Genomic DNA, 24,746 nt, shown 5'->3' with positions numbered 1-24,746 from the left:
ACCTACATTATTTCCTATGCGGTGGCTATGTAAATGGCTCTGACCGGTGCCGGATAACCCTCAACGGTTTTTGACGGATCGCTGGGATCCAAAAAATCTTTAAGGGATTCCGTTTGAATCCATGGGGTTTTGCGCTGCTCTTCATGGGTGGTGTCGGTTATATCCACACACCTGATATTTGAAAATCCGGCCCGGGTAAGCCAGGCTTCCATGGCAGACAGATCAGGAATAAAAAACACATTACGCATTTTAGCGTACCGGTCAAAGGGAAACAGACAATGATTGTTTTCTCCCTTGATCACCAGATTCTCCACAACCACCTGGCCACCCGGCACAAGGCTGTCATGGATCTGTCTGAGCATCTTCACCGGGGCTTTGCGGTGGTACAAAATGCCCATGCACAGCACCAGATCAAAAAAGCGGTTCATGGACGGCAATTCATTATAAGCGGCCGGCAGACAGAATACATTTTCCAGATTCAAATATTTTTGTGCCACACAATACTGGTAGTAAAAGGCACTTTGGGGTTCAAGGCCTAAAGCAAACATGGGGTCTGACGCCGCCATTTTAAACAGGTAATAGCCGTTGCTTGAACCGATATCCAGAATTTTTCTGTTTTTAAGGTTAGGCAGATGGGGCACCAGACGCTCCCATTTCATCCAGGACTGCCACTCGGAATCAACGTGAATACCAAAAAAATCAAAGGGACCCTTGCGCCAGGGGCTCAGATTGATAAGGCCGTTGTAAAACCTCTCCTTTTCATCCGGTAAAAGCTGGTCTGCCTTCCCAATGCTGACAGCCTTTGATGACAGATCGACGGTGCCGGGACAAATTTCAGGTAAGCTTTCAACCACATATTTAAATTTTTCAAAATTTCCCCCGGTAGAATCAAGAAAAGCCCTTTTATCTTTGACCAGCTTTTCCAGGGTATCATACCATTGACCCCATCCCAGGTGTCCGTAATTTTCTAAAAACTGTTCCATTCTATTTTTTAACTGCAATCATGGATGTAAAATTAAACCACTTCAACCAAACATTAAATGAGTCAAAACCGGCCTTTTGGATACGGTTCTCATGTTCTATCACAGTCTCAGGAACCAGTACCCGCTCCAGGGCATCCCGCTTCTGGCTGATTTCAAGATCCGTATATCCGTTTTCCCGTTTAAACTGGTAGTAATATTCCTGCTCCAGGGCATTCATTTGTGAATCAGGGTGGACGGTTTTTTCCGTAAGCAGCAATATCCCGCCTTTGCAAAGCCCATTAAACGCCGATTGAATCAGACAGTCCCGCTTTTGCCTATTCAGAAATTGCAAGGTCAAGTTAATCACCACCACAGATGCGTTTGAAATGACGATATTTTCAATGCAAGCACAGGCAAGGTCAATGCAGCCGTGGTTGTCATGAACGGCCATCCGTTTTTTAAAGCGCTGGATCATAGGCTCCGCACTGTCAACAGCAATCATTTTAAATCCAACATCACCAAAGCAGTCAAGCAGCAACATGCCCAAATTGCCGTGGGAGCAGCCCAGATCAAAAATCTGTGTACCGTGTTGATAGTATTGCCGGGTAATCCGCGCCTGCTGTTTAAGGACTTCTCCGTACAGCGGTACTGATCTGACCAGCATATCGTCAAATACCCGGGCTACTTTTTCGTTGAACCTGAAAGGTGTAATCGTGGTTAATTTTTCTGCAAATACCCTGTCTTTATTCATAATCCCGTCCATTTTAATCCGGGCATCTATACATCATTTACAGGCTTTGTGCAAGGAGTCACCACAATGAAAGGAAGCATTTCCACAAAAGTTGTATCTGTCATCGTTCTCGTTGGAATTATCGGGATTGGAACAGGTCTTCTCTATTCAGGCTATATCATCAAAAAATTTGAAGTACAAAAAGTTAAAGAAAGAAAAGAATATTTACAACACCGGTTAGCAACGGCAATCGAAAAAAAAAGGATATCGGGTTGACGAACGCCATAAAGGCTTTGCCGTAAACCGGAACCTGCAAAAGGCGCTCAGGGAAAACGACAGGCCATATGCCTTTCAGGTAATCGATGAAATCGGGGTTCTTTACAGGAAAAACTCCAATTTCAAAAATATTAAACTGCACCTGCATGTAATCTACCTGCCGGTCATAGACTACGACAGTAACCAGATCGGCATCCACGTTGCCGGTGAAAAGATCGAAGTGCTCAATTCCATGATCGCTGTGACCAAGAAGGTCTCCATGTGCTACCTCATGCTGATTGCAGGCATCATGGTGGTGGTCGGAATACTCATACTCTTTGCTTTGCGATACCTGGTTCTCAAGCCGCTGAACATCTTCAACAACGGGCTGAACGATTTTTTCAAATTCGTCAACAAGGAGCAGGAAAATTGGGCGGTCTCATTTTATCCATTAACACGCTCGGCATCTCCATCTCCGAGCTGATGTCTTTTATTCACAATGTCAGTTCAACCCTTGAGGACCGGGCCGACAACCTAAACACCGCCTCGGTTGAGCTTCGGGAAGCATCCCAACTACAGTCTAATCTCATTGATGAGCCCACGCAGTCTATTGTCGAATTGTCAAATTACGTGGTTGAAAATAACGAAAATGTTGACTCTCTTATTGCAGAGACAAAGCAGATGAAAAATATCATCAGCACCATAGCGGATCTGGCTGAACAGACCGATATTCTGGCACTCAAGGCGACGATCGAAACCGCCCGTGCCGGTGAACACGGCAAAGGATTTGCCGTCGTCTCCCAGGAAGTAAAAAACCTCGCCAACCAGACCAAGGAAGCTTTGTCGGAAATTAACAACACGATCAACACCGTCGTAATGACCGTCAACGAGGTGGCCACCGCCTCAACGGGGCAGCAGGAGAAGATTGCAGCACTTGCAAATGGCTTTAAAAAAGTTGCGGCAATCACCCAGACCAACTCCAGAGTTGGAGAAAAGGTCAACGAGTTCGCCGAGGACATCCATATGCACATTGAAAGCCTTGTGGCAACCGCCGCAAAAGCAAACACTCTCAAACGCCTCATGGATCAAATATGTGACATGGAATTTGTTTTTGAAATTGCTGCGCTTAAACTCGAGATGATTAACTTCGTCTGCACCTTTACGGAATCAATTTCAGCACTCGGCGTCTCAGAAAAAATAGAAAAACAGTCCCGGTGACCAAGTGGATACACAAAAGCGGGAACAGGAACTTCACAGACACCAAGGCATGGGCCAAAACCATTGAATACAACAAAGAACTCAAAAAGCTTATCAATTCTGTGGTCACGGAGTGTAACGGCTGTGAGGCGTGTTTTGACTCAGTTATAGGCTACATCATGCACATTGAATCAGTCACCAGCGAACTTTTTGACGCCATAGATAGAATCAAGGAGTGTAAAAAAAGATTATAGAAGGGGAAGTATCTGTTTTGGCGGGCTGGTTTCAGAAACCGTTTCCCCAGTTATATCGTCTTTTGACAAAATCAAGCGTCAAGGTCGTCTCCACAGACGTTACGCCGAGAATGCTTCCCATCTGTGTACCGCCCCCATGGCAGCCGCACTGGAGAGTACCCGGATTAACGTTTTAGCGCCTGTTTTTACCCAATGCCATAAACTTAAAGCAAGTTTACCATGAAGATCATAAAGCGCATGAAGAAAATAAATGTTTATACGCTTTATGGTTTTAAATTGAGGTTTTACCCGGACCGCTTGGCAGTCATCCCCAGGATTTTAACCTCAATCACGGCGGTTTCGGCAAGATCCTGCTTTCCAAACTCAAAGGCGCGGGAGCTGTACTGGGCCATAATACAGTGCAGGCCGTTGATCTTTTCTTCCGGATCCACAAGGATTCGTGCCGTTCCTTCACCAATGATACTGGTATAAGATGCGCCCCAATTACAGCCAGATGCGTGTTTATTGATCTTTTCAAGTTCATCAAACTCAAAGCAGACCCGGGCGTTGGCGCCAAGGATATCGAGCTTTCGACCCTTATCGGCCCCGTGAAAATATAAAAAAGGCGGATAATACCCGAAATGCAAAGGCACCACATAGGGCAGCCCGTTGTCGGACAAGCCCAGGCGGCAGACTTTGGCCTGTTTTATGATACCGTCGATCTGATCCTGATCGGTTATCTGCTTTTCTTTTCTGCGCACAGTACCTCCTGCTTTAATCGCATAAATTCTTGCTCACCTGCCCCAGCGGCGCCCAAAGGACGGTTGGTATTGTCATGGCAGTCAGAGCCGCCGGTGATAAGTAGGTCATATTTATGCGCCCAATCCAAAAGCAAAGTCATATGTTCCGGTGCGTGGCCCGGATAATAGACCTCAAGACCCTTAACACCGGCGTCCAGCATTTCGGGCAGCAGACGCGATACGGTCTCCAGGGGCGGCAGCACCTCCTTGTAATGCCCTTCCCCGGGAAAAGAACCGGCAGCCGGGTGGGCCAGCACGGCAACCACAGGTTCCGTTTTTAGGAACCCTTTCACCTGGTCAAGCTCCACCCCCGAAGGCAGATAGGCAGGACTGTCATTGCCGATGATCCGGGTAATGGTCTTTTTGTCCGAAATACCCAGTTTCTCTTCTAAAGCCATGGCAAAATGGCGGCGTGACGCATTGTCCGAATATGCAGCAATATCTTCAAAGGCAAGATCCCTTGACAACAAAGGCGATTTTCCGTCAGGCCCGAATATTTCGTTGATCTTCTCAATCCTTGCACGGACCAGCCCCTGCCCCCGTCCTTGGGATAAAAGCCTTTTAAACCGTGTGACAAACTCCGATTTTTTTAACAGTGCGCTTGAAAAATAAGTCAGCACATGCAGGGTTCCCGTGAAAAATTCTCGTTTGAAGCGCACGGATATCTCAACACCTGGAAAGACCTCTATACCCTCTTTTTTCCCCGCATCCAGTGCAGGTTTAAGTCCGTCCAGGGTATCATGGTCGGTGACCCCCAGAACCTTTATACCCAGGCCGGCGGCCCGGACCACCAAATCACCTGGGGAAAAATCTCCGTCAGATGCGGTGGTGTGATTGTGCAAGTCTGCAAATATATCCGTCATAAACTGCCTCCTACTCCTGTAATGTTACCTACTTTATACAATATTAATCGTTTTATCATAATTTATACGTACCCGGGCATCTTTTCTTTTTTTAACCAATTTGTAATATTTTATTTAATTTTTATAGATTAAATGATAGAAGGAAAAGCTATTGTAACTTAAAGTTACTGTCGGTTTCAAGCAACGAAAATCCTCGGAAATAAAAAATTTCCATTCGGATTTAAAGGTATTGGGCCAGCTTGAATATTAAACAATATTGTCACTAATGTTGAGGCACCCAGCCCTGTCTAAAGCCTGTCGGAAAAAATAATAGAGGCGCGCCTTTGAACGTTGACAACGCATAAACATCATTTGGACTTAAATTTGTACCTATGGATCCTTTAAACACCCTTGGGAACATCAGTTCTCCCGACCAGGCCGAAAAATTATTTAAAGTAAAACTTGACAGCACACAATCAGCAAAAATGGCCAAGATCAAGCACCCTGAGGTACTGATCCGTATCGCCAATGCCATTGCCCTTTGCAGGCCGTCAAAAATATTTATCAATACCGGATCAGAACAAGACAAGGAGACCATCCGTAAAATTGCCCTTGAAAAGGGTGAGGAGCTTGCCCTTGCCATGTCAGGGCACACCATTCATTTTGACCTTGCCGGTGAGCAGGGAAGGATTGTGGACCGCACCTATTATATAGCCGAACCCCAGGACCTGGTATCCAGCCTTGCCAACCGCATGCCCCCTGAAAAAGCCGCAAAAGAGATTGAAAAACACATGTCCGGCATCATGGAAAACCTAACCATGATTGTGGGATTTTACATGAGAGGTCCTGTGGGATCGCCTGTAGCCAATCCGGCCTTGGAACTGACATCCTCAGCCTATATATCCCACAGCGCGGAACTGCTTTACCGAAACGCCTTTGATAATTTTGACCGAGAAGTTGAGCAAAAGGGATATTTTTTCACCAATGTACATTCCGAGGGCTTGAACCGCACCGAGGATCTTCCCCATGCCCGGGTGTTCATGGACCGAAAATACCAGACCACCTATGCCTGGAAATGCACCTATGCCGGCAATACCCTGCTGCTTAAAAAAGGTAATCACAGATTTGCCGTGGACAAAGCAGTCTACCAGGATCGGGGTCGGGAGTTGTCCGAACATATGTTTATTACGGGCATCGGTGGACCAGGGGGGCGGACCACCTGGTGTGCCGGCGCAGCCCCTTCCGGATGTGGAAAAACCACCACGGCCATGGCCGGAAATGTTTTTATAGGCGATGACCTTGCCCAGATGTGGATTGCCCAAGACGGCAGCATTCGCACCATCAACCCGGAAAACGGAATATTCGGGATTGTAGAGGGGGTAAACGATGAAGGAGATCCGCTGTTGATGAAAGTGTTGCGGCAGCCCGGCTGCGAAGTCATCTGGTCAAATGTCCTTATGGACGAAAAGCTTAAACCCCACTGGGTCGGTAATATGGAGCCTGCCCCGGAAAAAGGAATCAACTTCCAGGGTGAATGGCACCAGGGAAAAACCAATGAAAAAAAAGAGCTCATCCCCATCTCTCACCCCAATTCCAGGTGCACTTTGGCCTCGGATAACCTGGATAACTTTTCCCCTGAAGCCACCAATCCGGACGGGGTGGTAACACGGATATTTACATATTCAGGCAGGGACGCGGACACCATGCCGCCGGTATGGGTGGCAAAAAATCCGGATGCCGGGGTGGTCATCGGCGCCTGTATCGTCTCTGCGACAACGGCCACAGAGGTCGGCGTCACAGGCATTAAACGTGCACCTTGGGCCAACGCCCCTTTTATCCCCGGTGCGTTAGGTGACTACATGGATGCCCAGTTCAAATTTTTCAATAATCCGGACATCAAAAAACATTTCAAGCCGGTGATGGCAGGCCTGAACTATTTTTTGACACACCAAGCCAGAGGCGGCGATTCAAGCAAGCTTCTCGGGGAAAAACGGGACGTCAAAGTATGGCTGGCATGGCTGGAAAGATATGCCCATAACGAAGTTGGATACCTGTCCACTCCCATCGGTAACCTGCCTTGCCACAAGGACCTGGCTGAATTGTTCGAGCAAATTATTGATAAGGACTACCCCAGATCCCTTTATGACATGCAGTTTGCTCTGTATACGGTAAAAATTATCCAGCGCATTGAACTTCAGGAAAAGGCATACGCAAAAGAAGAAAATTTTCCGGAAAAACTATTTGAAATCCTGGCAGTACAAAAAACAGCTCTTTTGAACCTGAAGGAAAAAATCGGGGATGTCATCATGCCCGATTATTTTGAAAACCTAATTTGAGACTTTTTTTCCTGATTTGTCCGAACAGATTATAAACTTTACCTGGATAATTTTTACCATCTCAGTGTAGTTAGCTTTACGCAAGCCAACCCTTTGTGTTCTCTGTGTTCTCTGTGCTTTTAAGCAATAATCTCCGAAGAAATTGAAAATTATTTAACCTTCCCGGTTTATCAAAATTGTGGGCTCTGCCCACTTTTTTTATTTCACCATACAGAAAGTGCAGAAATTCAATTCAATTTAATTTAAGATTAACCGGTTAATTATTTCCAGGATTTTAATCATGAGCCTTGAAAAAGGACTTATGCCGGGTGTATCTTTAATATTGTCCTTAAATTTTAGTTTTAACTGATTTTATGTAAAAAAGAGAGCAGGATGTCTTTACCTTTTTTCTTTATTTAAAATAATTATGTACAAGTTCATACCAAATTCCTACTTGATTTTAGGCAAAACGATCAATATATATAGATCTATTAAATTTATTAAAGAGGATTATTATCATAAATTTTTTTTAACAACTTTATAAATTATTTTTCACATTCAAAGAAGGAGAATAATAATGGCAAAAATAGTGCATCGTGAGGAATTGGCCCAAGGGACAATTATCCTCAACGAAATAGACGCGCCCCGCATCTCCAGAAAGGCCAAACCTGGCCAGTTTGTCATTCTTCAGGCAGACGAAACTGGCGAACGCATACCTTTGACCATGGCGGATACGGATCCTGAAAAAGGTACCATTACAATCATTTACATGGTTGTCGGCAAATCCACGGCTCGATTCAAGGATCTTAAGGTCGGCGAAGAATACTATGCGCTCATCGGTCCGTTGGGTGCACCTACCCATGTTGAAAAATTAGGAAAGGTTGTCTGCGTTGGCGGCGGAACCGGTATTGCCGTACTGCATCCCATTGCACGGGCTTTGAAGAATGCCGGCAATGAGGTCACAGCTATTCTGGGTTCCAGGACTTACGACCTGCTCATTCTAGAAGAAAAGATGCGAGAAGCATCAGATACCCTGCATATCTGCACAGATGACGGCTCCATGGGCCATCACGGATTTGTTACAGATATACTCAAAGAGACCATCGAAAAAGAAGACATTGCCCTGGTTGTAGCCATTGGCCCCATTCCCATGATGAAATTCTGCAGCCTGATCACCAAGGAAAAAGGCGTCAAAACCATGGTCAGTCTGAACCCCATCATGGTGGACGGCACGGGTATGTGCGGCTGCTGCCGGGTATCTGTAGGCGGAAAAACAAAGTTTGCCTGTGTAGATGGACCTGAATTTGACGGCCACCAGGTTGATTTTGATGGACTTGCCAAACGACTTGCTTCCTATATAGATGTTGAGAAACAGTCCATGGATGCTTACAACAAATGCAAATGCAATGTTAATTAACGCGCCCTTTTCTGGGATATATGGAGGAATAAATGGCTAATAAAAAAATGAAAGTTGACCGGGTATTGATGCCTGAACAGGATCCGGATATCAGGCGTAGAAACTTTATGGAAGTTCCCCTAGGTCTTTCCGAAGAGATGGCAATCACCGAAGCCAAACGCTGCCTGCAATGCAAAAAACCTGCCTGCGTGGGAGGATGCCCGGTTTCCGTATCCATACCTGAGTTTATCAAATGCATAGCTGATGGTGATTTTTCCGCTGCGGCCAAAAAACTCTGGGAACGCAATGCACTTCCCGCGGTCTGCGGCAGGGTCTGTCCCCAGGAAGAACAGTGTGAAGGCAGATGCGTTGTCGGCAAAAAAGGCAAACCCGTTGCCATTGGATATCTGGAACGTTTTGCTGCAGACTGGGAGCGTAACAATGGTACAGGGGAAATTCCTGCAGTGGCTGACAAAACCGGCAAAAAAGTGGCGGTTATCGGTTCCGGCCCCTCCGGGCTGACCGTTGCAGGCGACCTTTTAATCAAAGGGCATGATGTTACCATTTTTGAAGCATTTCACAAACCCGGGGGGGTTCTGGTATACGGTATTCCCGAATTCCGTCTACCCAAAGAGATTGTTGCATCGGAAGTGGCTACCCTTGAAAAAATGGGGGCTAACATTGAATGTAATACTGTCATTGGTGCCACTGTTACTATTGAAGAACTGTTTACCGAAGGCTATGACGCAGCATACATCGGCGTGGGCGCGGGGCTTCCCAGATTCATGAACCTGCGCGGTGAGAATCTTATTGGTATTTATTCTGCCAATGAGTACCTGACCCGGACCAACCTTATGAAAGGGTACCTGTTCCCTGAATACGATACTCCCATTGCCCGGGGCAAAAATGTTGTGGTTCTTGGTGCAGGCAACGTGGCCATGGACTCTGCCAGAACGGCCATGCGTTTAGGCGCAGACTCCGTCAAGGTGGTTTACAGACGCTCCAGGGAGGAGATGCCCGCAAGAAACGAAGAACTGCACCATGCAGAACAGGAAGGGATCGAATTTGTCCTGCTGACAAATCCCACCCAGTTCTTCGGTGATGATAACGGAAGGTTAACCGGTATGGAGTGTCTTAAAATGGAACTGGGCGAAGCGGATGCTTCCGGCCGGCGCCGGCCCATGCCCATTGAAGGAAGCGAGTTCAAAATAGACTGTGATCTGGTTGTCGTGTCTGTGGGATCCAACGCCAACCCCCTGCTCACCAATACGACCCCGGACCTGGCGTTAAACAAATGGGGGAATATTATTGCAGACCCCGTCACCGGCAAAACGTCCAAAAAAGGAGTCTGGGCCGGCGGCGACATCGTTACCGGTGCTGCCACGGTCATCCTTGCCATGGGTGCAGGCCGTGCTGCGGCCAACTCCATGCATGATTATCTGACCATTGGCTGGTAATTCTTAAAAATATCGTATTTGAACGCAAAGTCACCCATGTGCGGCGCCTTGCATCTGGGCAACTTTCCGTCCAAATACGGTTTTTTCGTTTAGGCACTATCTAATAAAGCCAAAGGCATAGGCACATAGCTATAGCTACTATTCAGGTTTAATAAACACCTTATGGTCTACCAGGGATAGGGAATCAATCGTTCCTTTTATAAATTTCTGTTCACCAAAAATAGACACCAGGCGGATGCCTTCTTCTTCGGGTTCCACCTTGTCCACAGCCTCCAGAAATAGAGACTCATGTCCACTCTTGTCCACGAGATATGCATTGGCTTCACACATAATATGCACTCCTGATCTTTAGATCTTTTATAGCCAAAGGTCATCTTCCGTTTTTTATTTTCGGAAAACATCCCCAATAAATTATAATATACAGGTTCTCAGGTTTTAATTACACCCCAAACCCTTGTTGCTATGACAGGGGAAAATAAACATCCAACAATTCGTCCACTAACTGGGGCAAAGGTGCACCCACCATCCCGACAATGGCAATATTCTCCTGGGTCAGGGGTAAAAGCACCTTTTTTGCCTGGGAGCATGATACGGCTTCAGCTATCTGGGGGGTCACCTCTCCCATCATGGAATGGGGCATAATAATCCCCACCGTGCCGATTATCATATCAGCGCCCTTAACTGTCTGCACAATGGCGTTGGTGCCGGAAGCGCCCTTATTGGCCCGGGCTTTAAGCATTTGGGCAGTGGCAATGGCGTTGGTGCCAAGGGCAATCACCTCAACGGATTCTTCAAACCGTTCTTTGATCCGCTTGATTACGGTTGATCCGATACCGCCACCCTGACCATCGATAACACATACTTTTTTCATGTTGTTTCCTGTTACTCAATGATCAAATTTTTGTTGATTTGCGCAAATTAGGCGTTGAAAAAATTTTTTAACTCTCAAAATATGTTGTATATTCGTACAATTAAAAATTGTTTGCGCCTTGAATTTGAACAAATTCCCTAAAAACTTGATGATCAAGCTTTAAATTACAAGGCAGACTTGCGCCCAGACCGCTTTTGCTATATTTTCCACAGAATCATTTCCGTCGATCACAGCCACGCGCTCCTGGTGCTCCAAGCGGTGAAACGCTGCCAAATAATTTGCCCGTACCTGCTTCATGATATCTATTTTTTCATAGATTTCAAGGTGTTTTCTGGTGGCTTGAAGCCGTTTCAGGCAGATTTGGGGGTCCACATCAATAAACAGGGTAATATCCGGTTTTAAAATATCGGCATTGAGTCGATTGACCTGAATCACCCACTCCATATCCATATACTGGCTGTGATAGGCATAGGAAGAAAAATAATACCTGTCACACACCACTGTTGTACCGGTATCTACCATCTGTCGGATACCGGTTTCAGGGTTCATCAAATGCTCGGTACGATCTGCGGCAAATAGGCTTGCAATGGTTCGCTGGTCCACAGGAAGACTGCCGGACAACATCCTTCGGATCAGTCGACCCACAGGCCCGTCGGTGGGTTCGCATGTGGAAAAAACCGGGATACCGACTAACGCCAGGCGCTTGCAAAGCAGTTCCACCTGGGTGGTTTTACCTGCCCCGTCAATACCTTCAAATACCACAAACCCACCTTTATTCGCTTTTTCCAAACTACCTTCCTTCATATAACGGCCATGGCCGACTTGGTCTTTCACCGAGGTTCGGCCACAACAAATCATGAAAGAAACTAACCGGTTAATTTCTTTCATATAAACAAAATAAACCCGGCAGGGCTGAGTATTTAAAATTCCGAACGAATCAGGTTTAAGATGAACTGCTGTGGCACCCGTTACAATTCACAGGCGCCGATTTGGGGAGATCCGCTTTGTTTATTCCTTCCGCCATTGCTGCCCTGCGTTTCTTGTCGGTATCCCGGTGGCAGGTTATGCAAACATTGTGGTAGGCCGCCAGATAGTACATCACGTTCTCTTCATCCTTGATACTTCTGGTGCCCGAGGGCTCGGTTTCACTGTGGCATGAGGAACATGCCTCAACTTCGCTTTCCCCATCCCAGTCATGGTGACATTCTTTACAGGCAAACTGAAAATGAAGTCCGTGGGGAAAACCAACATCACCCCTTGTAGCTTCAACCTCTTCGGGTGCTTTTATGGTAATGATACCAAGGGGTATTGAAAGGGCTTCATCACTGTTCTCAATCTCTGAATGGGGATCAGGATGGCATCCGGCGCAGGCAACAGGACCTGTAACAATGCTTTTGGAACCGGAAGCCTTTTGCTGATCGGCCTCATTCCTGTGGCAGTCACGGCAGACCTGGTGATAGGCCCCGACCATGGATTTCACCCCATTTTCAGATACATCCGCCTGACCAGGTTTTGGCGCCCAAAAATTTTCATGACAGCCGCTCGTCCCGCAACTTTTTATGGAACTTTTTCCGTCCCAATCGTGATGGCACTCTTGACACGAATAGGAAAAATGAAGGGAATGGGGGAGAATAACCGGGGACAGTGTGGCCTTATGTTCGGCATCCTGAGGGGCCTGCAAGGTCATGGTGCCGGTGGGAAGCTCGAATGTAGCTTCAGTGTCCTCAGCAAGGGCAACGCCCGTTAAAACAAAAGCAAAAGCAAACCAGGGTACTGCAATGAGAAATAATCGTTTCATGATCCCTCTCCAATAAAGCTGTTATGTCAGTCAGATTATACTTGAAGTAACCGGAGTATTTCAATTATCCGGCCCTTAATATCACATAAACACTATTGCTGATTCAATGCGCTAGTACATAAAGTTGTCTTTTGTATATTAATTAATGTTTATAAAATCAACCTGAAATTTGGCCATAAGGGCTAAAAATCCATTTCAGGTATTTGGAAAAGCATCCTCCGGTCCTTGGATAAAAAGAGCAACATACCGGAATACTAACATATTCGTTTTATTTCTTATGCGTTAAACCTATCTTGGCAATTGCTGATAAATCGGCTGAATAAAGGCCACATGTCATCACTTTTTTGTATAAGCAGTTCAGGGTGCCACTGCACAAGATCAATGGGCAGGGATTCATGTTCTGCACCTTCCACCACGCCGTCAGGAGCCCATGCCGTAATTCGAATGCCTTTGCCCGGGACATCAATAGATTGGTGGTGGCGAGAGTTGATGCGGATGGACTCACCAAACATGCGGCACAGCCGAGAACCTGGTTCAAACCGGACATTATGGTTTGTGCCATAGGAGAACACCTTCTGCATGTGCACAATATCGGATTCAGGCATTTGGCTTGGGATATCCTGGATCAGGGAACCGCCTAAAGCCACGTTTGCCACCTGGGCCCCCCGGCAAATGCCCAGAATCGGCATTTGCAGTTTCACTGCCAGATTCACCAAAGCGATCTGAAAGGTATCAAGCTCCGGATCGCTGGCTTTACATGCCGGATGCATTTCCTGATTAAAAAAATGGGCGTCCATGTCCAGGCCACCGGGAAGAATCAGGCCACTGACACGGGACAGCATCAAGGCCACGGTCTGTTCATCCCCGGTGGGCGGCAGGATAACAGGCACGGCCCCGGCTTGCTGAACACAGTGACTGTAAACCACAGGAACGCTGGTTATGGTTTGGCCATTTTTATTGTGCTCTGTATTGGCGGCAATGGCGATGACAACGGGCATATAAAATTCTCCACTGATTCTGATCATGAGTCTAAGGACCGAAGATTAAATAATTTCCCAACCAGAAGAAGCCCCTTTTTAGGTGTCTTTGATAACGGCTTTTAAGCGGGCAATTTTGGGCTGAATATTGAACGATTTAGGCACCCGCAAAATATGGGACTCCAGAACAGACAAGGCTTTAGCCGCAACTGAGACAGCCGCCTTTTTCCTGTTGTAAGTCAGCAGTTCAAATGTACCTGCTGTGCGGATCATTGCCTGCAGGACCTTTTTTTCCTGCCCCTGAACAGCTTTGTAGTTTTGCTCAAGCCATTCATGACATTCAAAAAAAAGGGATTCATCCCAAAGCAGGCCGGCTATGGCATAGATATCGGCACCCAAAAGCGAGTTTGACGATATTTGTTCCAGAACAGCGGTATACCGGTCATCCCGCACGTTCATGTAACGTTGGGCCGGGTCAGGCAACTTTTGCAGCCTCAGGTTCGAAACCGCCTGTGCCACAGGTGTCGGATCGCCTGTATGCAAGGCATCAATAAAAGCACTTCCCAAATAATTTCTGACATCCCGGTCTGTCCGATTTTCAAAAGGATTAAATAATATTTTCATCATACCTGACTCATACCTGAAAAAGGGGGGATTTATCAAGGGAGGGGATCATTTTTATTTTTCCCCGTCTGCTCTTGTTGTGGATTGGCCCTGGGTGTTAATAGGCCAGGCCTGCCCATGGCTGTTATAGAATAAAAAGGAAGGCCTGCCAGTAAAATCCTTGAGCATTATCTTCAATTAGCGTATTTTGTTTTACTGGTTCAAGATTGAGGCACCAAAAGGCCCAATACAGGCTTTTGGGTGCATACTTGTATATTATATTTTCCGTGCTCATCCGGCCGGAGTCGGGGCGGGTTAAAGACAGCCCCAAAGATGTGTAAATTAGGTAATAACGGCGTCTTTATTTACATAGACGAATGATTGAAACATACCGGAAAGGCGGGTTCAGCCTTAAATTTTCACGGGCCAAAAGGATTTGAATCGGGGATATTGACACGATCCGGTCTTTATACACATTTTAAATGCCGGACAAACAAACGAGGTTCTCATGGCAAAAAAAATCATTATTATCGGTGCGGTGGCCCTGGGCCCCAAAGTGGCCAGCCGCCTCAGGCGGCTTGATGCCGATTGTGAAATAACTATGATAGACAGAGATAGTTTAATTTCATACGGCGGATGTGGTATTCCTTATTATATCGGCGGGGACATTGGAGAACTCGAAGAGTTATACTCCACCACGGCTCACCACGCCAGGAATCCGGAATTTTTTCGTACCGTCAAAGGCGTTGAGGTACTTACCCGGGTGGAAGCCATCGGCATTGACCGCAGAAACAAACAGTTGAAAGTCCGTCATCTTGAAGACGGAACCGAATCTGAAATGCCTTATGACAAGCTGGTAATCGGTACGGGCGGAACGCCTTTTACCCCGCCCATCCCCGGCGCCGACCTGCCGGGCGTATATCCCGTCTCCAACCTTCACCATGCCCACGCCATCAAAGAGTTAATCAGCAAAGGTGCAGTGGGAAATGCCGTAGTCATCGGAGCCGGTGCCATAGGGGTTGAAATGGCCGAAGCCCTAACCGATCTGTGGGGCGTGGAAACCACCCTTGTGGAAATGGCACCCCATATTCTGCCTGTTGCCATCGGCCCCAATGTCGCCCTTATTGCTGAAAAAGAGCTCGCGAACAATGATGTGGCTGTAAAAATCGGCGCCCAGGTCACCAAAATCCTTGGGGATGCCGAAAACGGCGTTACCGGGGTTGAGGTCAGCGGCGAAGTGATTGAATGCGAGCTTGTGATCATGGCCGTGGGTGTTCGCCCCAACACGGGCTTTGCGGCAGAAGCAGGCCTGGCTGTAGGCCGGGGCGGGTCCCTAATCGTGGATAAAAATTTAAGAACCACTGACCCGGATATTTATGCAGGCGGCGACTGTATTGAAATGCGCAATCTGGTCTCCGGGGACCAGCTCCCCATGCCTTTGGGTTCCCTTGCCAACCGCCAGGGCCGGATCATTGCCACCAACATATTCGGCAAGAATGCCCAATTTGACGGCACTGTGGGCACCTTCTGCATCAAGGTGTTTGGGATGGGCGTCGCCACTGCAGGCCTAACCATTCACCAGGCCAGAGCAGCCGGGTTTGATCCGGTTCACTCTGTGGTAGCCCAATTTGACCGGGCCCATTTCTATCCCGACTCAAAATTCCTGTTCATTCAGCTCATCGCCGACCGGAATACCCGCAGGGTGTTGGGCGTGGAAGCCGTGGGCGAGCAGATTGATTCAGTCAAGTCCAGGGTGGACGCGGTGGTGCCGTTGCTGCAAAAAGGCATGAATGTGGATGAGGTCTGTACCCTGGAGGTGGGCTATGCACCGCCATTTGCATCGGCCATGGATGTGATCAACAATGCCGGCAATGCACTGGATAATATTCTGGACGGCAGAAATACCCCCATTGACTGGCCTGAATTTATTGACCAGTTCGAAAAAGGCGAACTCACAGTGGTGGATTTAAGAGAGATCGTAGAGGCCCAGCCGTTTATCGATAAATACGGAGCGGATCGCTGGATCCACCTGCCCCAGCCTGAATTGCGTGAACGCTATAATGAACTGCCCAAAGATAAAGAACTCTGCCTTTTCTGCGGCACAGGTGCCAGATCTTTTGAATGCCAGACCATCCTGAACCAGAGAGGGTTCACCCGTGTTAAAAATCTTCAGGGAGGATATGCCATCGTCAGGGTCACGGATCCGGATTTCATTCCCCTGGGAGGATAACCCGATAGGCCCATGGTCAAAATCCAATCTGCGGTCCTTAATATCTGTCTTCCTACGCTGAGGGTGGCTTAAAAATAAGCAGAGTGACGATTTTATTTTGACTATGGGCCGCCTATCTGCCGGGGGGAGGGGGTAAATCCTATGCCCCCTAGTGCAGCGCATGAAGACGACACCCGGGTAGGACCGCAGATTAAATTAAGTTGAACGAAACCGATTGGAATAATAAAACTAAATGAATTAACTTTTTATAAAATGACTTTTCGTTTGTCAGTTGCCGGGCTTATAATCGTGGACCTATCCCGACCAACCAACGCATGCGGCATACCAGTGATATAATAAGTTAAAAGCCCTGCCCTTCCTTTGTGTTTTTTCATCGAATTACTACTTATTACAAAAATTAAAATACTGGAAACGATGATCCGTCATCGGGTTGACTCAATCCTTTAATTCATTCTATATTACATAGAGTTAAATATAATACACATGGCAAACAAACCTGCCGTCACACAAAACAAAACTCCTCTGATTCCAGCCCACCAGGTCTGTTCAGCGGACTTTTTGTGAATAATTCCGAGGTGTTTTTAACTATGATCCTTGTCATTGGTAAAATTTTGTTCGATATTTTTCCGGTTTATAAGCGTATGGGTTGAGCGCCCTTTAATTTTGCCTACCACATAAAAATACTTGGATTTCCGGTAAGATTTATTTCGAGAGTCGGAAATGACGACATGAGCTTGAAGAATTGACATCCGGCTCAGATGTCAAGACCTCCCATGAAATATCGGCCAGGCAATTAATGGAAATCCATTGTATTCAAACCATCATCCTCACCATGGGAGAAAAGGGCAGCCAATGGTTTACTGCAAATCCGGACCAATATATAGGATCGCCGGAAACATCTTTAGATATTGCTGATACCGTTGGTGCAGGAGATGCATATGTGGCAATGTCAGTGGCCGGTATCCTGAAAAATATGCAGATTGAAGAGATCATCCCTCTTGCCGGTGAATTTGCATCCCATGTCTGCAGCATTCAGGGGGCATGATTCAGGATGCCGAGGTCTATTGAAAATTTAGAAACAAATTGGAGAAATAAATGAATCATAAAGGCCTATATATTCAAATGTTCAGCATTCACGGCCTTATTCGGTCTGAAAACATGGAACTTGGACATGATGCCGACACTGGCGGACAGATTAAATATGTCATAGAGTTAGGCAAAGCGTTATCCGAACATAAAGATGTCCAAAGAGTTGACCTGCTGACACGATTGATTTCAGATAAGTCCTGTTCTGATGACTACAGCCGACCCATTGAAACAATAAATGCAAAATTTCGCATTGTCAGGCTTCAATGCGGCGGGAAAAAATATATACGCAAAGAGTTGTTGTGGCCATTTATGGACGAGTATGTGGATAAAACAATTAAGTTCATTAAAAACGAAAGAAAAATTCCGGATATAATCCACGGCCACTATGCGGATGCAGGATATGTAACCAAAGAATTGGCCCGTTTTTTTGGACTTCCTTTTATCTATACCGGCCATTCACTGGGTAGATCAAAAAAACAAAGACTGTTAAATGAAGGACAAAAAGAAGATGAATTAAACAAAAAACTCAAACTTGACCACCGCATTTCCATGGAAGAGCAGGTTTTAAAATCAGCAGATATGATTGTGACCAGTACCCGCCAGGAAGTAGACGAGCAGTATGGTTTATACCGAAACAAGAGGTTGCCCACATACCATGTTATTCCACCGGGAATCGACATTGAAAAATTTTGCCCATATTACCACGAAACATGCTCCAATGATGAACAAAAAGAAGAGTCTTTGTTCATAAGACAGTCACTTATCAAGGAGCTGCACCGTTTTTTCAGGCACCCTGACAAACCGATCATTCTTGCATTATGCCGCCCCGATAAACGTAAAAACATTGAAGGCCTTGTCAAGGCGTATGGGGAGGATTATGATCTGCAGGCCATTGCCAACCTTGCCGTTTTTGCCGGCATCAGAAAGGATATATCCCAGAAAGAGGACAGCGAACGGGATGTGTTGACCCAGATGCTGCTGCTAATAGATAAGTATAACCTTTACGGGAAAATGGCCATTCCCAAAAAACATGATTTTGAGCATGAAGTGCCCGAACTTTATCGTATTGCCGCGAAAAGAAATGGTGTCTTTGTAAATTCGGCACTGGTGGAGCCGTTTGGATTGACCCTTCTTGAGGCGCTGGCATGCGGACTGCCTGTGGTCGCCACAAATGACGGCGGTCCCAAAGATATCATTTATAATTGTCAAGGCGGTATTTTGGTGGACCCCAAAGATACAAAGGCCATTGCCAAAGCCATTAAAGATATTCTGGTGCACCCTGACAAATGGAATAATTTTTCAAAAAACGGAATCATGAATACCCGTAAATATTATACCTGGGCAAGCCATGTAAAAACATATGTTAAAAAGATCAAATCCCTGCACCGGAAATACGAAACCCTGGAAATGGATGTCAACGAACAACGGTTAAACATTGGAAAACGATTTTCAAACCTGCATTTTTTTCTCATCACCGATATTGACAACACCTTGTTGAACGGCAGTGATGAAAACCTTGACCCGTTGATGAAACTGCTTGAGGATAACAAAAAAAATATTGGTTTCGGCGTGGCCACGGGTCGTGTACTTAAGTCGGCCCTGGATCTTTTAAAAGCAAATAATATCATGACACCGGACATCATAATCTCCGGTGTGGGAAGTGAAATCACCTATGGTGACTCTTTGTATCCTGACAAGGGGTGGGAAAACCATATTTCCAAAAACTGGAATCGCGACTTGATCATGTCGCAGCTTGACAAAGTTGAATTTCTGACAAAACAACCTGAAAATGCCCAGACACCTTTCAAAATTAGTTATAACATGGTACCCGGCAAGGACCACCTACCCAAGCTGCACCACCTTCTGACACAGAAACGACTACGATATACCTTAATCTATTCCCATAAAAAATATCTGGATATCCTACCCTACAGAGCCTCAAAAGGGAAAGCCATACGATATCTGAGCTATAAATGGGAAATTCCTTTAAAAAATCTTTTAATCTGTGGAGATTCAGGAAATGATGAGGAGATGCTCAAGGGGGAACCCGCCGGTATTGTCGTAGGAAATTACAGTTCAGAGCTCGAGCCCTTAAGAAATATGAGAAACATATATTTTGCCAAAAAGAACGCAAGTGGCGGTATCATCGAAGGGATTAATCACTACAAATTTATTCAAAAGGCAGGAGGAACGACATGACGATGAGGTGGACCCGGCATTTGGAACATGGGAAGATATTGAAAAAATCGGTTAGGATTTTGATCTGATCATTGATTTTATGGTAAACTGTATTTCACGTCAAAGTGTCTTTTTCCAGGATTATGTTGAAAAAAGGGCTGACAGCGAATACGCAGAAATGTTTATATCCTTCGAAAAACTGTCTCCCGACGGTGGATCAAAAAGAAAGATCTTGCCACGGTTTATACACGAAAACCCAGCCCCCCTACCAGGTTATAGAACGCCCCCGACGGCACGCTTGAAAAGATATGATGCACCCTTGATTATGAACAAATTGACCTGGACTACAATTCACCGAAAACCCGGGAGGTGATGCGTCGTTTTTTTAATTCGCTTGTTCAGGAACCGGCCTAAAATGATCCGTCTGGACGCCGTTGCCTACACTACGGTGGAGATAAGTACCAATTGCAAAAAGCCCCGCCGAATTTCAGCGGGGCTTGGGTTGTCAATAAGACGGTGTTGGACTTTGTTTATTTTTCCCAGAAACGCATGGTACCGTTCTCTATGAAGTTCTGGTGCATTTTGTAGCACTCGTCCAGCAGGTGGGGTTCATGGTGCCCACCGGTTTTCTTGATGCTGCGCTCAAGGTAATCGGTAAGATAGTCTTTATAAGCAGGATGTGCACATTTATCGATGACTACGCGGGCGCGATCAATTGGCGCCAGACCACGCAGGTCAGCCAAGCCCTGCTCGGTAACCAGGACATCAATATCGTGCTCGGTGTGGTCAACGTGGGGAACCTTGGTCACAACACCGGTGAGACCGAACTCATCGTTCTTGGTGGCGCGGCAAGAGGGGCAGTGCATCATGGAGATGTAAGCGTTACGTATAAAGTCACCGGACCCGCCGATACCGTTCAACATGCGGGTACCGCCGGCGTGGGTGGAGTTGGCATGTGCATACATATCAAATTCAAGCGGCGTGTTCATGGCGATAACGCCAAGACGACGGATAAGTTCCGGATTGTTGGAAATCTGCTGCGGACGCATCAGAACCATTTCTTTATATTTATCGAATTTTTCCCACCACTCGACAAATGCCTCGTTGGACAGCGATAATGAAGTACAATTGATGTAGTCGCATTTGCCCGAATCAAGGAAGGGCAGAAAGGTGTCCTGCAGAACCTCGGTGAAAACAGTCAAATTTTCAAAAGGACTGGCGGTCAGACCCCCGACAACGGCATTGGCAATGGAGCCCACACCGGATTGCAAGGGAAGCAGGTTCTTGGGCAGACGACCGGCCTTCACTTCAACCTTAAAAAAATCAACGATATTGTCGGCAATTGCCTGGGCAACATCGTCGGTGCCGCGCAATGCACGCCCATTGTCAGGATTCTTGGATTCGACAATTGCAATGATCTTGCTTTTGTCGGTGGGGACCCAAGGGGTACCAATACGCTGACGTGCATCAGTAATCGGAATGACTTGTCGATTCGGAGGCAGGTCGGTCATGGTAATATCGTGCATGCCTTCGAAAGAGGGCAGACCAGTATTGATTTCGACAATGATATTTTCAGCGACATCAATAATTTCAGGCGCGGCGCCCACGGCACCAGAAAGAATGATGTCACCATTCTCGGTAATGGCGGATGCTTCGATAACTGCCATGTCGAGCTTGCCGCCCTTATCCATGGTGTAAAAACCGTATTTCAGATCCTGAGGAAACATGGAAAGGTGCTTGTCACCCATGCGAATCCGGCCGCTGTTAATACCTTTGCCTATGTTTTTACCTGTCTGGTAAGGCCAGCGACGATCAATCATGTTTAATGTGGCCATGCGGTCCTCAACCTCGGCACCGACAGAAGCGCCGATAAACAGATTGAGTCTGAACTTGCCTTGCAGATTGTTTTTCTCAACGTGATCACACAGAGCAATAGGGACAACTTTCGGATAGCCGACCGGTGTAAATCCGGACATGCCGACATTCATGCCATCTTTAAAGAACTGAATACACTCTTCAGGGGTTTTCACCTTGCTGAGCAGCTCTTTACAACGTACGCGTTCCTCTAATATAGACATACGCTCTTTCTCTCCTTCATTGAATTTTACTTACGGGTATCGAAGAGATTCCCCACTGAAGTGGCCTGAACACATTAACCACTCATCAAAAACCGGGGAACCGCGCCAGTTAAAGGGCCATACCGAAACAGGGTTTCAATAATCCAGTATACTTAGAAGAGGGTTATATAATGCGCCAGCAAGTAGAGTCAAGAAAAAATTTTTTGATTCTTTCGCAAAAAAAACAACCCTTATAAGAAAGTCAGTGCAACCTAAACAGACCTCTCAATTTTCGTTGTGGACTGATCCATTCTAAAAAAAAGAAATCAGCGCGTCGCTATTATTAAAAAATAAATTGAATCTGAATACTTTTTTTTTTAGACTGAAGCAAATTCATGCAGTTCGCTTTCCTAAAAAAATATAGTATTGGAGAAACGATGGAGAAAAAGACTTCAGACCGGTTTCTAAGCTTTACCCAAGAGAACCATCCGGATGACCCCAAAAAGGAACACGTCAGCCTGGAAAAAAACTTCAAAACGTTAACGGATACGCTGCCCATCGGTATCATTTTGACCTCAGTGGAAGGAGAAATAATAAATTTAAACCCCGAAGGTCTCCATATGATGGGTTACAATTCAATTGAGGACCTTGCCCATGTCCAGATTCAGTCATTTTATTATGAAAAAAAAAACCGGGACACTTTTTTAAAAAAAATGGAAACAGGGAGAGTCAGGGATCTGGAGGTGCGATTTAAGAAGTCTGATGGCAGCACAATCTGGTGCTCCTTGTCTTCAGTAATCCAGGAAAACAGCCCCAGAGGGCGTTATTTTATTACCTCGCTTCTGGATATTTCCGAAAGGAAAAAAATGGAGGCGGAAAAATCCGACCTGTTAATCCAGTTAACCCAGACTGATAAACTGGCCTCCATCGGGCAGCTTGCAGCCGGCATCGCCCACGAAATTAATAATCCGGTGGGATATGTCACCAGTAATATGAACTCCCTGGAAGACTACCTGTCCGATATTCGAAAGCTCATCGAATTATATCAAATCCTGATCAAACGTCTGGATGAAATTACTCTGCCCGAAGCGTTGGCAAAAATGACCGAAAAGATTCATGAGTACACCCGTGAAATTGACCTTAATTTTCTTCAAGAAGATATGGATGAACTCATAAAAGACTGCATTGACGGACTGGACCGAATCAAAAAAATCGTTATAGATTTAAAGGATTTTGCCCACCCCGGTAAAAAGAATGTTGAACCCGTGGATATCAATGCCTGTATTGAAACCACCCTGAATGTGGCGGTCAATGAGTTAAAATATAAAACAACGGTGCATAAAAACTTAAGTGCTTTGTCCCTGATACAGGGCATCCCCCAACAACTGAACCAAGTTTTTCTAAATATACTGGTAAACGCAGCCCAGGCCATTGAAAAAAAAGGTGAAATCAGAATCAAGACATGGCAGAAAAACAACGACGTATTTCTTACAATTTCAGATACCGGCTGTGGCATAGACCCGGAAAATATATCCAAAATTTTCGATCCCTTTTTTACCACAAAGGAGGTAGGCAAGGGTACGGGCTTAGGTATGAATATCGCTTATAATATCATTCAGCAACATGGTGGCAACATTGCCGTTAAAAGCGAAAAAGGCAAAGGAACCACGTTCACCGTCAGTCTGCCCGTTTCCGAAGACACAGAATAAACCCTTTACCGAAAAAACGGCCGGTTAAAGCAGATAGCGTCAGAATATATACCTGATTATCCATGCTTAAATCAAACTTAACCTGGCTGATTTGCGATTCAAACACAGGTAAAAATTTTTTCATCACATCTTTGGAAAAATAATCCGCCAAATAATTACCCACAATGACCATACGGTCGTTTATTTTTAATTTTTCAGCCTGCCGGTTGATCAGTATAATTGTCCGATCATAACTTACGCCCATGGCTGCCATAGGCAGTCCCCTGAAAATTACCCGTGTCAGCTCAAGGGCCTGGTTCTGGAGTTCCAGTTCTCTTGTCCGCTGCTTGATAATACTTTCAAGGTCCTTATTAATTTGTTCCAGTTCTTTATTCTTTGCAGCGACCATAAGATGCAGGGACTGATTTGACTGAATAAGATCATATCGTTCAAGGGCTTTTCTGATCTCTTGCTTAAGATCGTCATCGTTCCATGGTTTTAAAAGGAACTTGTAAACATGGCCCTCATTTATTGATGCCTTAATGGAGTCGATTTCAGTATACCCGGTCAAAAGAATTCTTATGGTATCCGGGTAAGTCTCCCGAACCTTGGCCAGAAATGAAATTCCTGACATATCCGGCATCCGATGATCTGAAATGACCAAATGAATGTCCCGGGATGCCATAATCTTTAATCCGTCAACCCCATTTGTTGCAGTCAACAGATCAAAATTTTCTTTTCGCAGCAAACGCTTTAAAGAGGAAAGAATATGTTTTTCATCATCAACACAAAGTATCGTGTGTTTTGGTGTACTATCCATGGCCTGGTGTTCCATTCCATTTAAAAATTGATATGAAAGCGCCGATAAGTTCTTAAATCACCTACTATACCCGCATATTTCGGTAGTATGAGGATGCCCTCGAAGGGGGGTTTTGTAGGTGGATGAAAATAAATTACTATTCACCTCTCAGGGCTTTTTCGATAACGTGTTATTATTTATATGAAAGTTCCAATAAGTTACTGAATTACTTTCATGCTTTGTTGTGGGTTGAGCCTCGGTATTGATAG

22 protein-coding genes and 1 pseudogene are annotated in these 24,746 nt (G+C 45.8%); 11 read left to right on the top strand and 12 right to left on the bottom strand.

The window, feature by feature from the left end:
- Nucleotides 1–14: 14 nt before the first annotated feature.
- Nucleotides 15–983 (bottom strand): tRNA 5-methoxyuridine(34)/uridine 5-oxyacetic acid(34) synthase CmoB, encoded by a 969-nt coding sequence (gene cmoB / locus EYB58_RS17950; RefSeq protein ID WP_111958518.1) that lies wholly within the window; start codon nucleotides 981–983, stop codon nucleotides 15–17.
- A gap of 1 nt (nucleotide 984) precedes the next feature.
- On the bottom strand, nucleotides 985–1,713 hold the full coding sequence (cmoA, locus tag EYB58_RS17945) for a carboxy-S-adenosyl-L-methionine synthase CmoA (protein WP_242637418.1): 729 nt from the start codon (nucleotides 1,711–1,713) through the stop codon (nucleotides 985–987).
- 66 nt (nucleotides 1,714–1,779) lie between these two features.
- Here cmoA and EYB58_RS17940 point away from each other — a divergent pair, with 66 nt between their 5' ends.
- The 4 genes from EYB58_RS17940 to EYB58_RS17930 all read left to right on the top strand — a co-directional run bounded on the left by EYB58_RS17940 (nucleotide 1,780) and on the right by EYB58_RS17930 (nucleotide 3,398).
- Nucleotides 1,780–1,968: a hypothetical protein gene (locus tag EYB58_RS17940; RefSeq protein ID WP_131072104.1), complete on the top strand. Its 189-nt coding sequence runs from the start codon at nucleotides 1,780–1,782 to the stop codon at nucleotides 1,966–1,968.
- 220 nt (nucleotides 1,969–2,188) lie between these two features.
- A complete protein-coding gene (locus EYB58_RS23335; protein WP_163354548.1) occupies nucleotides 2,189–2,431 on the top strand; it encodes a hypothetical protein in 243 nt (80 codons plus the stop codon).
- A complete protein-coding gene (locus EYB58_RS17935; RefSeq protein WP_111958524.1) occupies nucleotides 2,377–3,165 on the top strand; it encodes a methyl-accepting chemotaxis protein in 789 nt (262 codons plus the stop codon). The genes EYB58_RS23335 and EYB58_RS17935 overlap by 55 nt, the downstream gene beginning before the upstream one ends.
- Nucleotides 3,162–3,398 (top strand): hypothetical protein, encoded by a 237-nt coding sequence (locus EYB58_RS17930; protein ID WP_111958526.1) that lies wholly within the window; start codon nucleotides 3,162–3,164, stop codon nucleotides 3,396–3,398. The genes EYB58_RS17935 and EYB58_RS17930 overlap by 4 nt, the downstream gene beginning before the upstream one ends.
- Before the next feature lie 284 nt (nucleotides 3,399–3,682).
- Here the strand turns inward: EYB58_RS17930 and EYB58_RS17925 are convergent, their stop codons facing one another.
- Entirely contained in the window at nucleotides 3,683–4,138 is a 456-nt protein-coding gene (locus EYB58_RS17925; RefSeq protein ID WP_111958528.1) for a pyridoxamine 5'-phosphate oxidase family protein, read from the bottom strand.
- On the bottom strand, nucleotides 4,114–5,040 hold the full coding sequence (locus tag EYB58_RS17920) for a PHP domain-containing protein (protein WP_111958530.1): 927 nt from the start codon (nucleotides 5,038–5,040) through the stop codon (nucleotides 4,114–4,116). Before EYB58_RS17920 ends, EYB58_RS17925 begins: the two co-directional genes overlap by 25 nt.
- Nucleotides 5,041–5,411: 371 nt before the next feature.
- Between EYB58_RS17920 and EYB58_RS17915 the strand changes: the two genes are divergently transcribed.
- The 3 genes from EYB58_RS17915 to gltA all read left to right on the top strand — a co-directional run bounded on the left by EYB58_RS17915 (nucleotide 5,412) and on the right by gltA (nucleotide 10,187).
- Nucleotides 5,412–7,355, top strand: coding sequence for a phosphoenolpyruvate carboxykinase (GTP) (locus EYB58_RS17915; protein WP_111958532.1), 1,944 nt, complete (start codon nucleotides 5,412–5,414; stop codon nucleotides 7,353–7,355).
- A 556-nt stretch (nucleotides 7,356–7,911) separates the two neighbouring features.
- Nucleotides 7,912–8,751 carry a sulfide/dihydroorotate dehydrogenase-like FAD/NAD-binding protein gene (locus tag EYB58_RS17910; RefSeq protein ID WP_111958534.1) on the top strand — a complete coding sequence of 280 codons (840 nt, stop codon included), beginning with the start codon at nucleotides 7,912–7,914 and terminating at the stop codon, nucleotides 8,749–8,751.
- A 32-nt stretch (nucleotides 8,752–8,783) separates the two neighbouring features.
- Complete coding sequence (gltA, locus tag EYB58_RS17905; protein WP_111958536.1) at nucleotides 8,784–10,187, top strand: NADPH-dependent glutamate synthase; 1,404 nt, start codon at nucleotides 8,784–8,786, stop codon at nucleotides 10,185–10,187.
- 138 nt (nucleotides 10,188–10,325) lie between these two features.
- On the opposite strand, the gene EYB58_RS17900 is transcribed toward gltA, so the two are convergent.
- The 6 genes from EYB58_RS17900 to EYB58_RS17875 all read right to left on the bottom strand — a co-directional run bounded on the left by EYB58_RS17900 (nucleotide 10,326) and on the right by EYB58_RS17875 (nucleotide 14,460).
- Nucleotides 10,326–10,517 (bottom strand): CooT family nickel-binding protein, encoded by a 192-nt coding sequence (locus EYB58_RS17900; RefSeq protein WP_111958538.1) that lies wholly within the window; start codon nucleotides 10,515–10,517, stop codon nucleotides 10,326–10,328.
- A 130-nt stretch (nucleotides 10,518–10,647) separates the two neighbouring features.
- The gene (locus EYB58_RS17895) at nucleotides 10,648–11,058 is read right to left on the bottom strand and encodes a DUF3842 family protein (RefSeq protein WP_111958540.1); all 411 of its coding nucleotides are present in this window, start codon (nucleotides 11,056–11,058) and stop codon (nucleotides 10,648–10,650) included.
- A gap of 159 nt (nucleotides 11,059–11,217) precedes the next feature.
- Nucleotides 11,218–11,847, bottom strand: a complete 630-nt coding sequence (tmk, locus tag EYB58_RS17890) for a dTMP kinase (RefSeq protein ID WP_111958542.1) — start codon at nucleotides 11,845–11,847, stop codon at nucleotides 11,218–11,220.
- Between the two features lie 154 nt (nucleotides 11,848–12,001).
- A complete protein-coding gene (locus EYB58_RS17885) occupies nucleotides 12,002–12,856 on the bottom strand; it encodes a cytochrome c3 family protein (RefSeq protein ID WP_111958544.1) in 855 nt (284 codons plus the stop codon).
- A gap of 275 nt (nucleotides 12,857–13,131) precedes the next feature.
- A complete protein-coding gene (locus EYB58_RS17880; RefSeq protein ID WP_163354550.1) occupies nucleotides 13,132–13,854 on the bottom strand; it encodes a gamma-glutamyl-gamma-aminobutyrate hydrolase family protein in 723 nt (240 codons plus the stop codon).
- 78 nt (nucleotides 13,855–13,932) lie between these two features.
- Nucleotides 13,933–14,460 (bottom strand): DUF309 domain-containing protein, encoded by a 528-nt coding sequence (locus EYB58_RS17875; RefSeq protein ID WP_111958547.1) that lies wholly within the window; start codon nucleotides 14,458–14,460, stop codon nucleotides 13,933–13,935.
- A gap of 484 nt (nucleotides 14,461–14,944) precedes the next feature.
- On the opposite strand from EYB58_RS17875, the gene EYB58_RS17870 reads away from it, so the two are divergent.
- From EYB58_RS17870 to EYB58_RS17860, 3 genes and pseudogenes are all read left to right on the top strand, one after another.
- Nucleotides 14,945–16,666 carry an FAD-dependent oxidoreductase gene (locus EYB58_RS17870; protein WP_111958549.1) on the top strand — a complete coding sequence of 574 codons (1,722 nt, stop codon included), beginning with the start codon at nucleotides 14,945–14,947 and terminating at the stop codon, nucleotides 16,664–16,666.
- A gap of 736 nt (nucleotides 16,667–17,402) precedes the next feature.
- A pseudogene (locus EYB58_RS17865) lies at nucleotides 17,403–17,711 on the top strand (PfkB family carbohydrate kinase); the annotation flags it as partial.
- 50 nt (nucleotides 17,712–17,761) lie between these two features.
- Nucleotides 17,762–19,954 (top strand): HAD-IIB family hydrolase, encoded by a 2,193-nt coding sequence (locus EYB58_RS17860; RefSeq protein WP_111958553.1) that lies wholly within the window; start codon nucleotides 17,762–17,764, stop codon nucleotides 19,952–19,954.
- Between the two features lie 509 nt (nucleotides 19,955–20,463).
- Here the strand turns inward: EYB58_RS17860 and EYB58_RS17850 are convergent.
- Nucleotides 20,464–22,011: an acetyl-CoA hydrolase/transferase C-terminal domain-containing protein gene (locus EYB58_RS17850; RefSeq protein ID WP_111958555.1), complete on the bottom strand. Its 1,548-nt coding sequence runs from the start codon at nucleotides 22,009–22,011 to the stop codon at nucleotides 20,464–20,466.
- 416 nt (nucleotides 22,012–22,427) lie between these two features.
- Between EYB58_RS17850 and EYB58_RS17845 the strand changes: the two genes are divergently transcribed.
- Nucleotides 22,428–23,699: a PAS domain-containing sensor histidine kinase gene (locus EYB58_RS17845; protein WP_163354552.1), complete on the top strand. Its 1,272-nt coding sequence runs from the start codon at nucleotides 22,428–22,430 to the stop codon at nucleotides 23,697–23,699.
- Here the strand turns inward: EYB58_RS17845 and EYB58_RS17840 are convergent.
- On the bottom strand, nucleotides 23,668–24,498 hold the full coding sequence (locus tag EYB58_RS17840) for a response regulator (RefSeq protein WP_163354554.1): 831 nt from the start codon (nucleotides 24,496–24,498) through the stop codon (nucleotides 23,668–23,670). The two genes, EYB58_RS17845 and EYB58_RS17840, sit on opposite strands and share 32 nt — an antisense overlap.
- Between the last annotated feature and the right edge of the window lie 248 nt (nucleotides 24,499–24,746).

Source organism: Desulfobacter hydrogenophilus (assembly GCF_004319545.1).
GTDB classification, from domain to species: domain Bacteria; phylum Desulfobacterota; class Desulfobacteria; order Desulfobacterales; family Desulfobacteraceae; genus Desulfobacter; species Desulfobacter hydrogenophilus.
This window is presented reverse-complemented; position numbering and strand designations above follow the sequence as displayed.

Bases quoted from the DNA above. Each gene is read 5' to 3' on its own strand.
- EYB58_RS17840 (WP_163354554.1), bottom strand. From the start codon at position 24,498: ATGGATAGTACACCAAAACACACGATACTTTGTGTTGATGATGAAAAA.
- EYB58_RS17870 (WP_111958549.1), top strand. From the start codon at position 14,945: ATGGCAAAAAAAATCATTATTATCGGTGCGGTGGCCCTGGGCCCCAAA.
- cmoB (WP_111958518.1), bottom strand. From the start codon at position 983: ATGGAACAGTTTTTAGAAAATTACGGACACCTGGGATGGGGTCAATGG.
- EYB58_RS17900 (WP_111958538.1), bottom strand. From the start codon at position 10,517: ATGTGTGAAGCCAATGCATATCTCGTGGACAAGAGTGGACATGAGTCT.
- EYB58_RS17875 (WP_111958547.1), bottom strand. From the start codon at position 14,460: ATGATGAAAATATTATTTAATCCTTTTGAAAATCGGACAGACCGGGAT.
- gltA (WP_111958536.1), top strand. From the start codon at position 8,784: ATGGCTAATAAAAAAATGAAAGTTGACCGGGTATTGATGCCTGAACAG.
- EYB58_RS17850 (WP_111958555.1), bottom strand. From the start codon at position 22,011: ATGTCTATATTAGAGGAACGCGTACGTTGTAAAGAGCTGCTCAGCAAG.
- EYB58_RS17860 (WP_111958553.1), top strand. From the start codon at position 17,762: ATGAATCATAAAGGCCTATATATTCAAATGTTCAGCATTCACGGCCTT.
- cmoA (WP_242637418.1), bottom strand. From the start codon at position 1,713: ATGAATAAAGACAGGGTATTTGCAGAAAAATTAACCACGATTACACCT.
- EYB58_RS17915 (WP_111958532.1), top strand. From the start codon at position 5,412: ATGGATCCTTTAAACACCCTTGGGAACATCAGTTCTCCCGACCAGGCC.
- EYB58_RS17940 (WP_131072104.1), top strand. From the start codon at position 1,780: ATGAAAGGAAGCATTTCCACAAAAGTTGTATCTGTCATCGTTCTCGTT.
- EYB58_RS17885 (WP_111958544.1), bottom strand. From the start codon at position 12,856: ATGAAACGATTATTTCTCATTGCAGTACCCTGGTTTGCTTTTGCTTTT.
- EYB58_RS17895 (WP_111958540.1), bottom strand. From the start codon at position 11,058: ATGAAAAAAGTATGTGTTATCGATGGTCAGGGTGGCGGTATCGGATCA.
- EYB58_RS17920 (WP_111958530.1), bottom strand. From the start codon at position 5,040: ATGACGGATATATTTGCAGACTTGCACAATCACACCACCGCATCTGAC.
- EYB58_RS17845 (WP_163354552.1), top strand. From the start codon at position 22,428: ATGGAGAAAAAGACTTCAGACCGGTTTCTAAGCTTTACCCAAGAGAAC.
- EYB58_RS17910 (WP_111958534.1), top strand. From the start codon at position 7,912: ATGGCAAAAATAGTGCATCGTGAGGAATTGGCCCAAGGGACAATTATC.
- EYB58_RS17880 (WP_163354550.1), bottom strand. From the start codon at position 13,854: ATGCCCGTTGTCATCGCCATTGCCGCCAATACAGAGCACAATAAAAAT.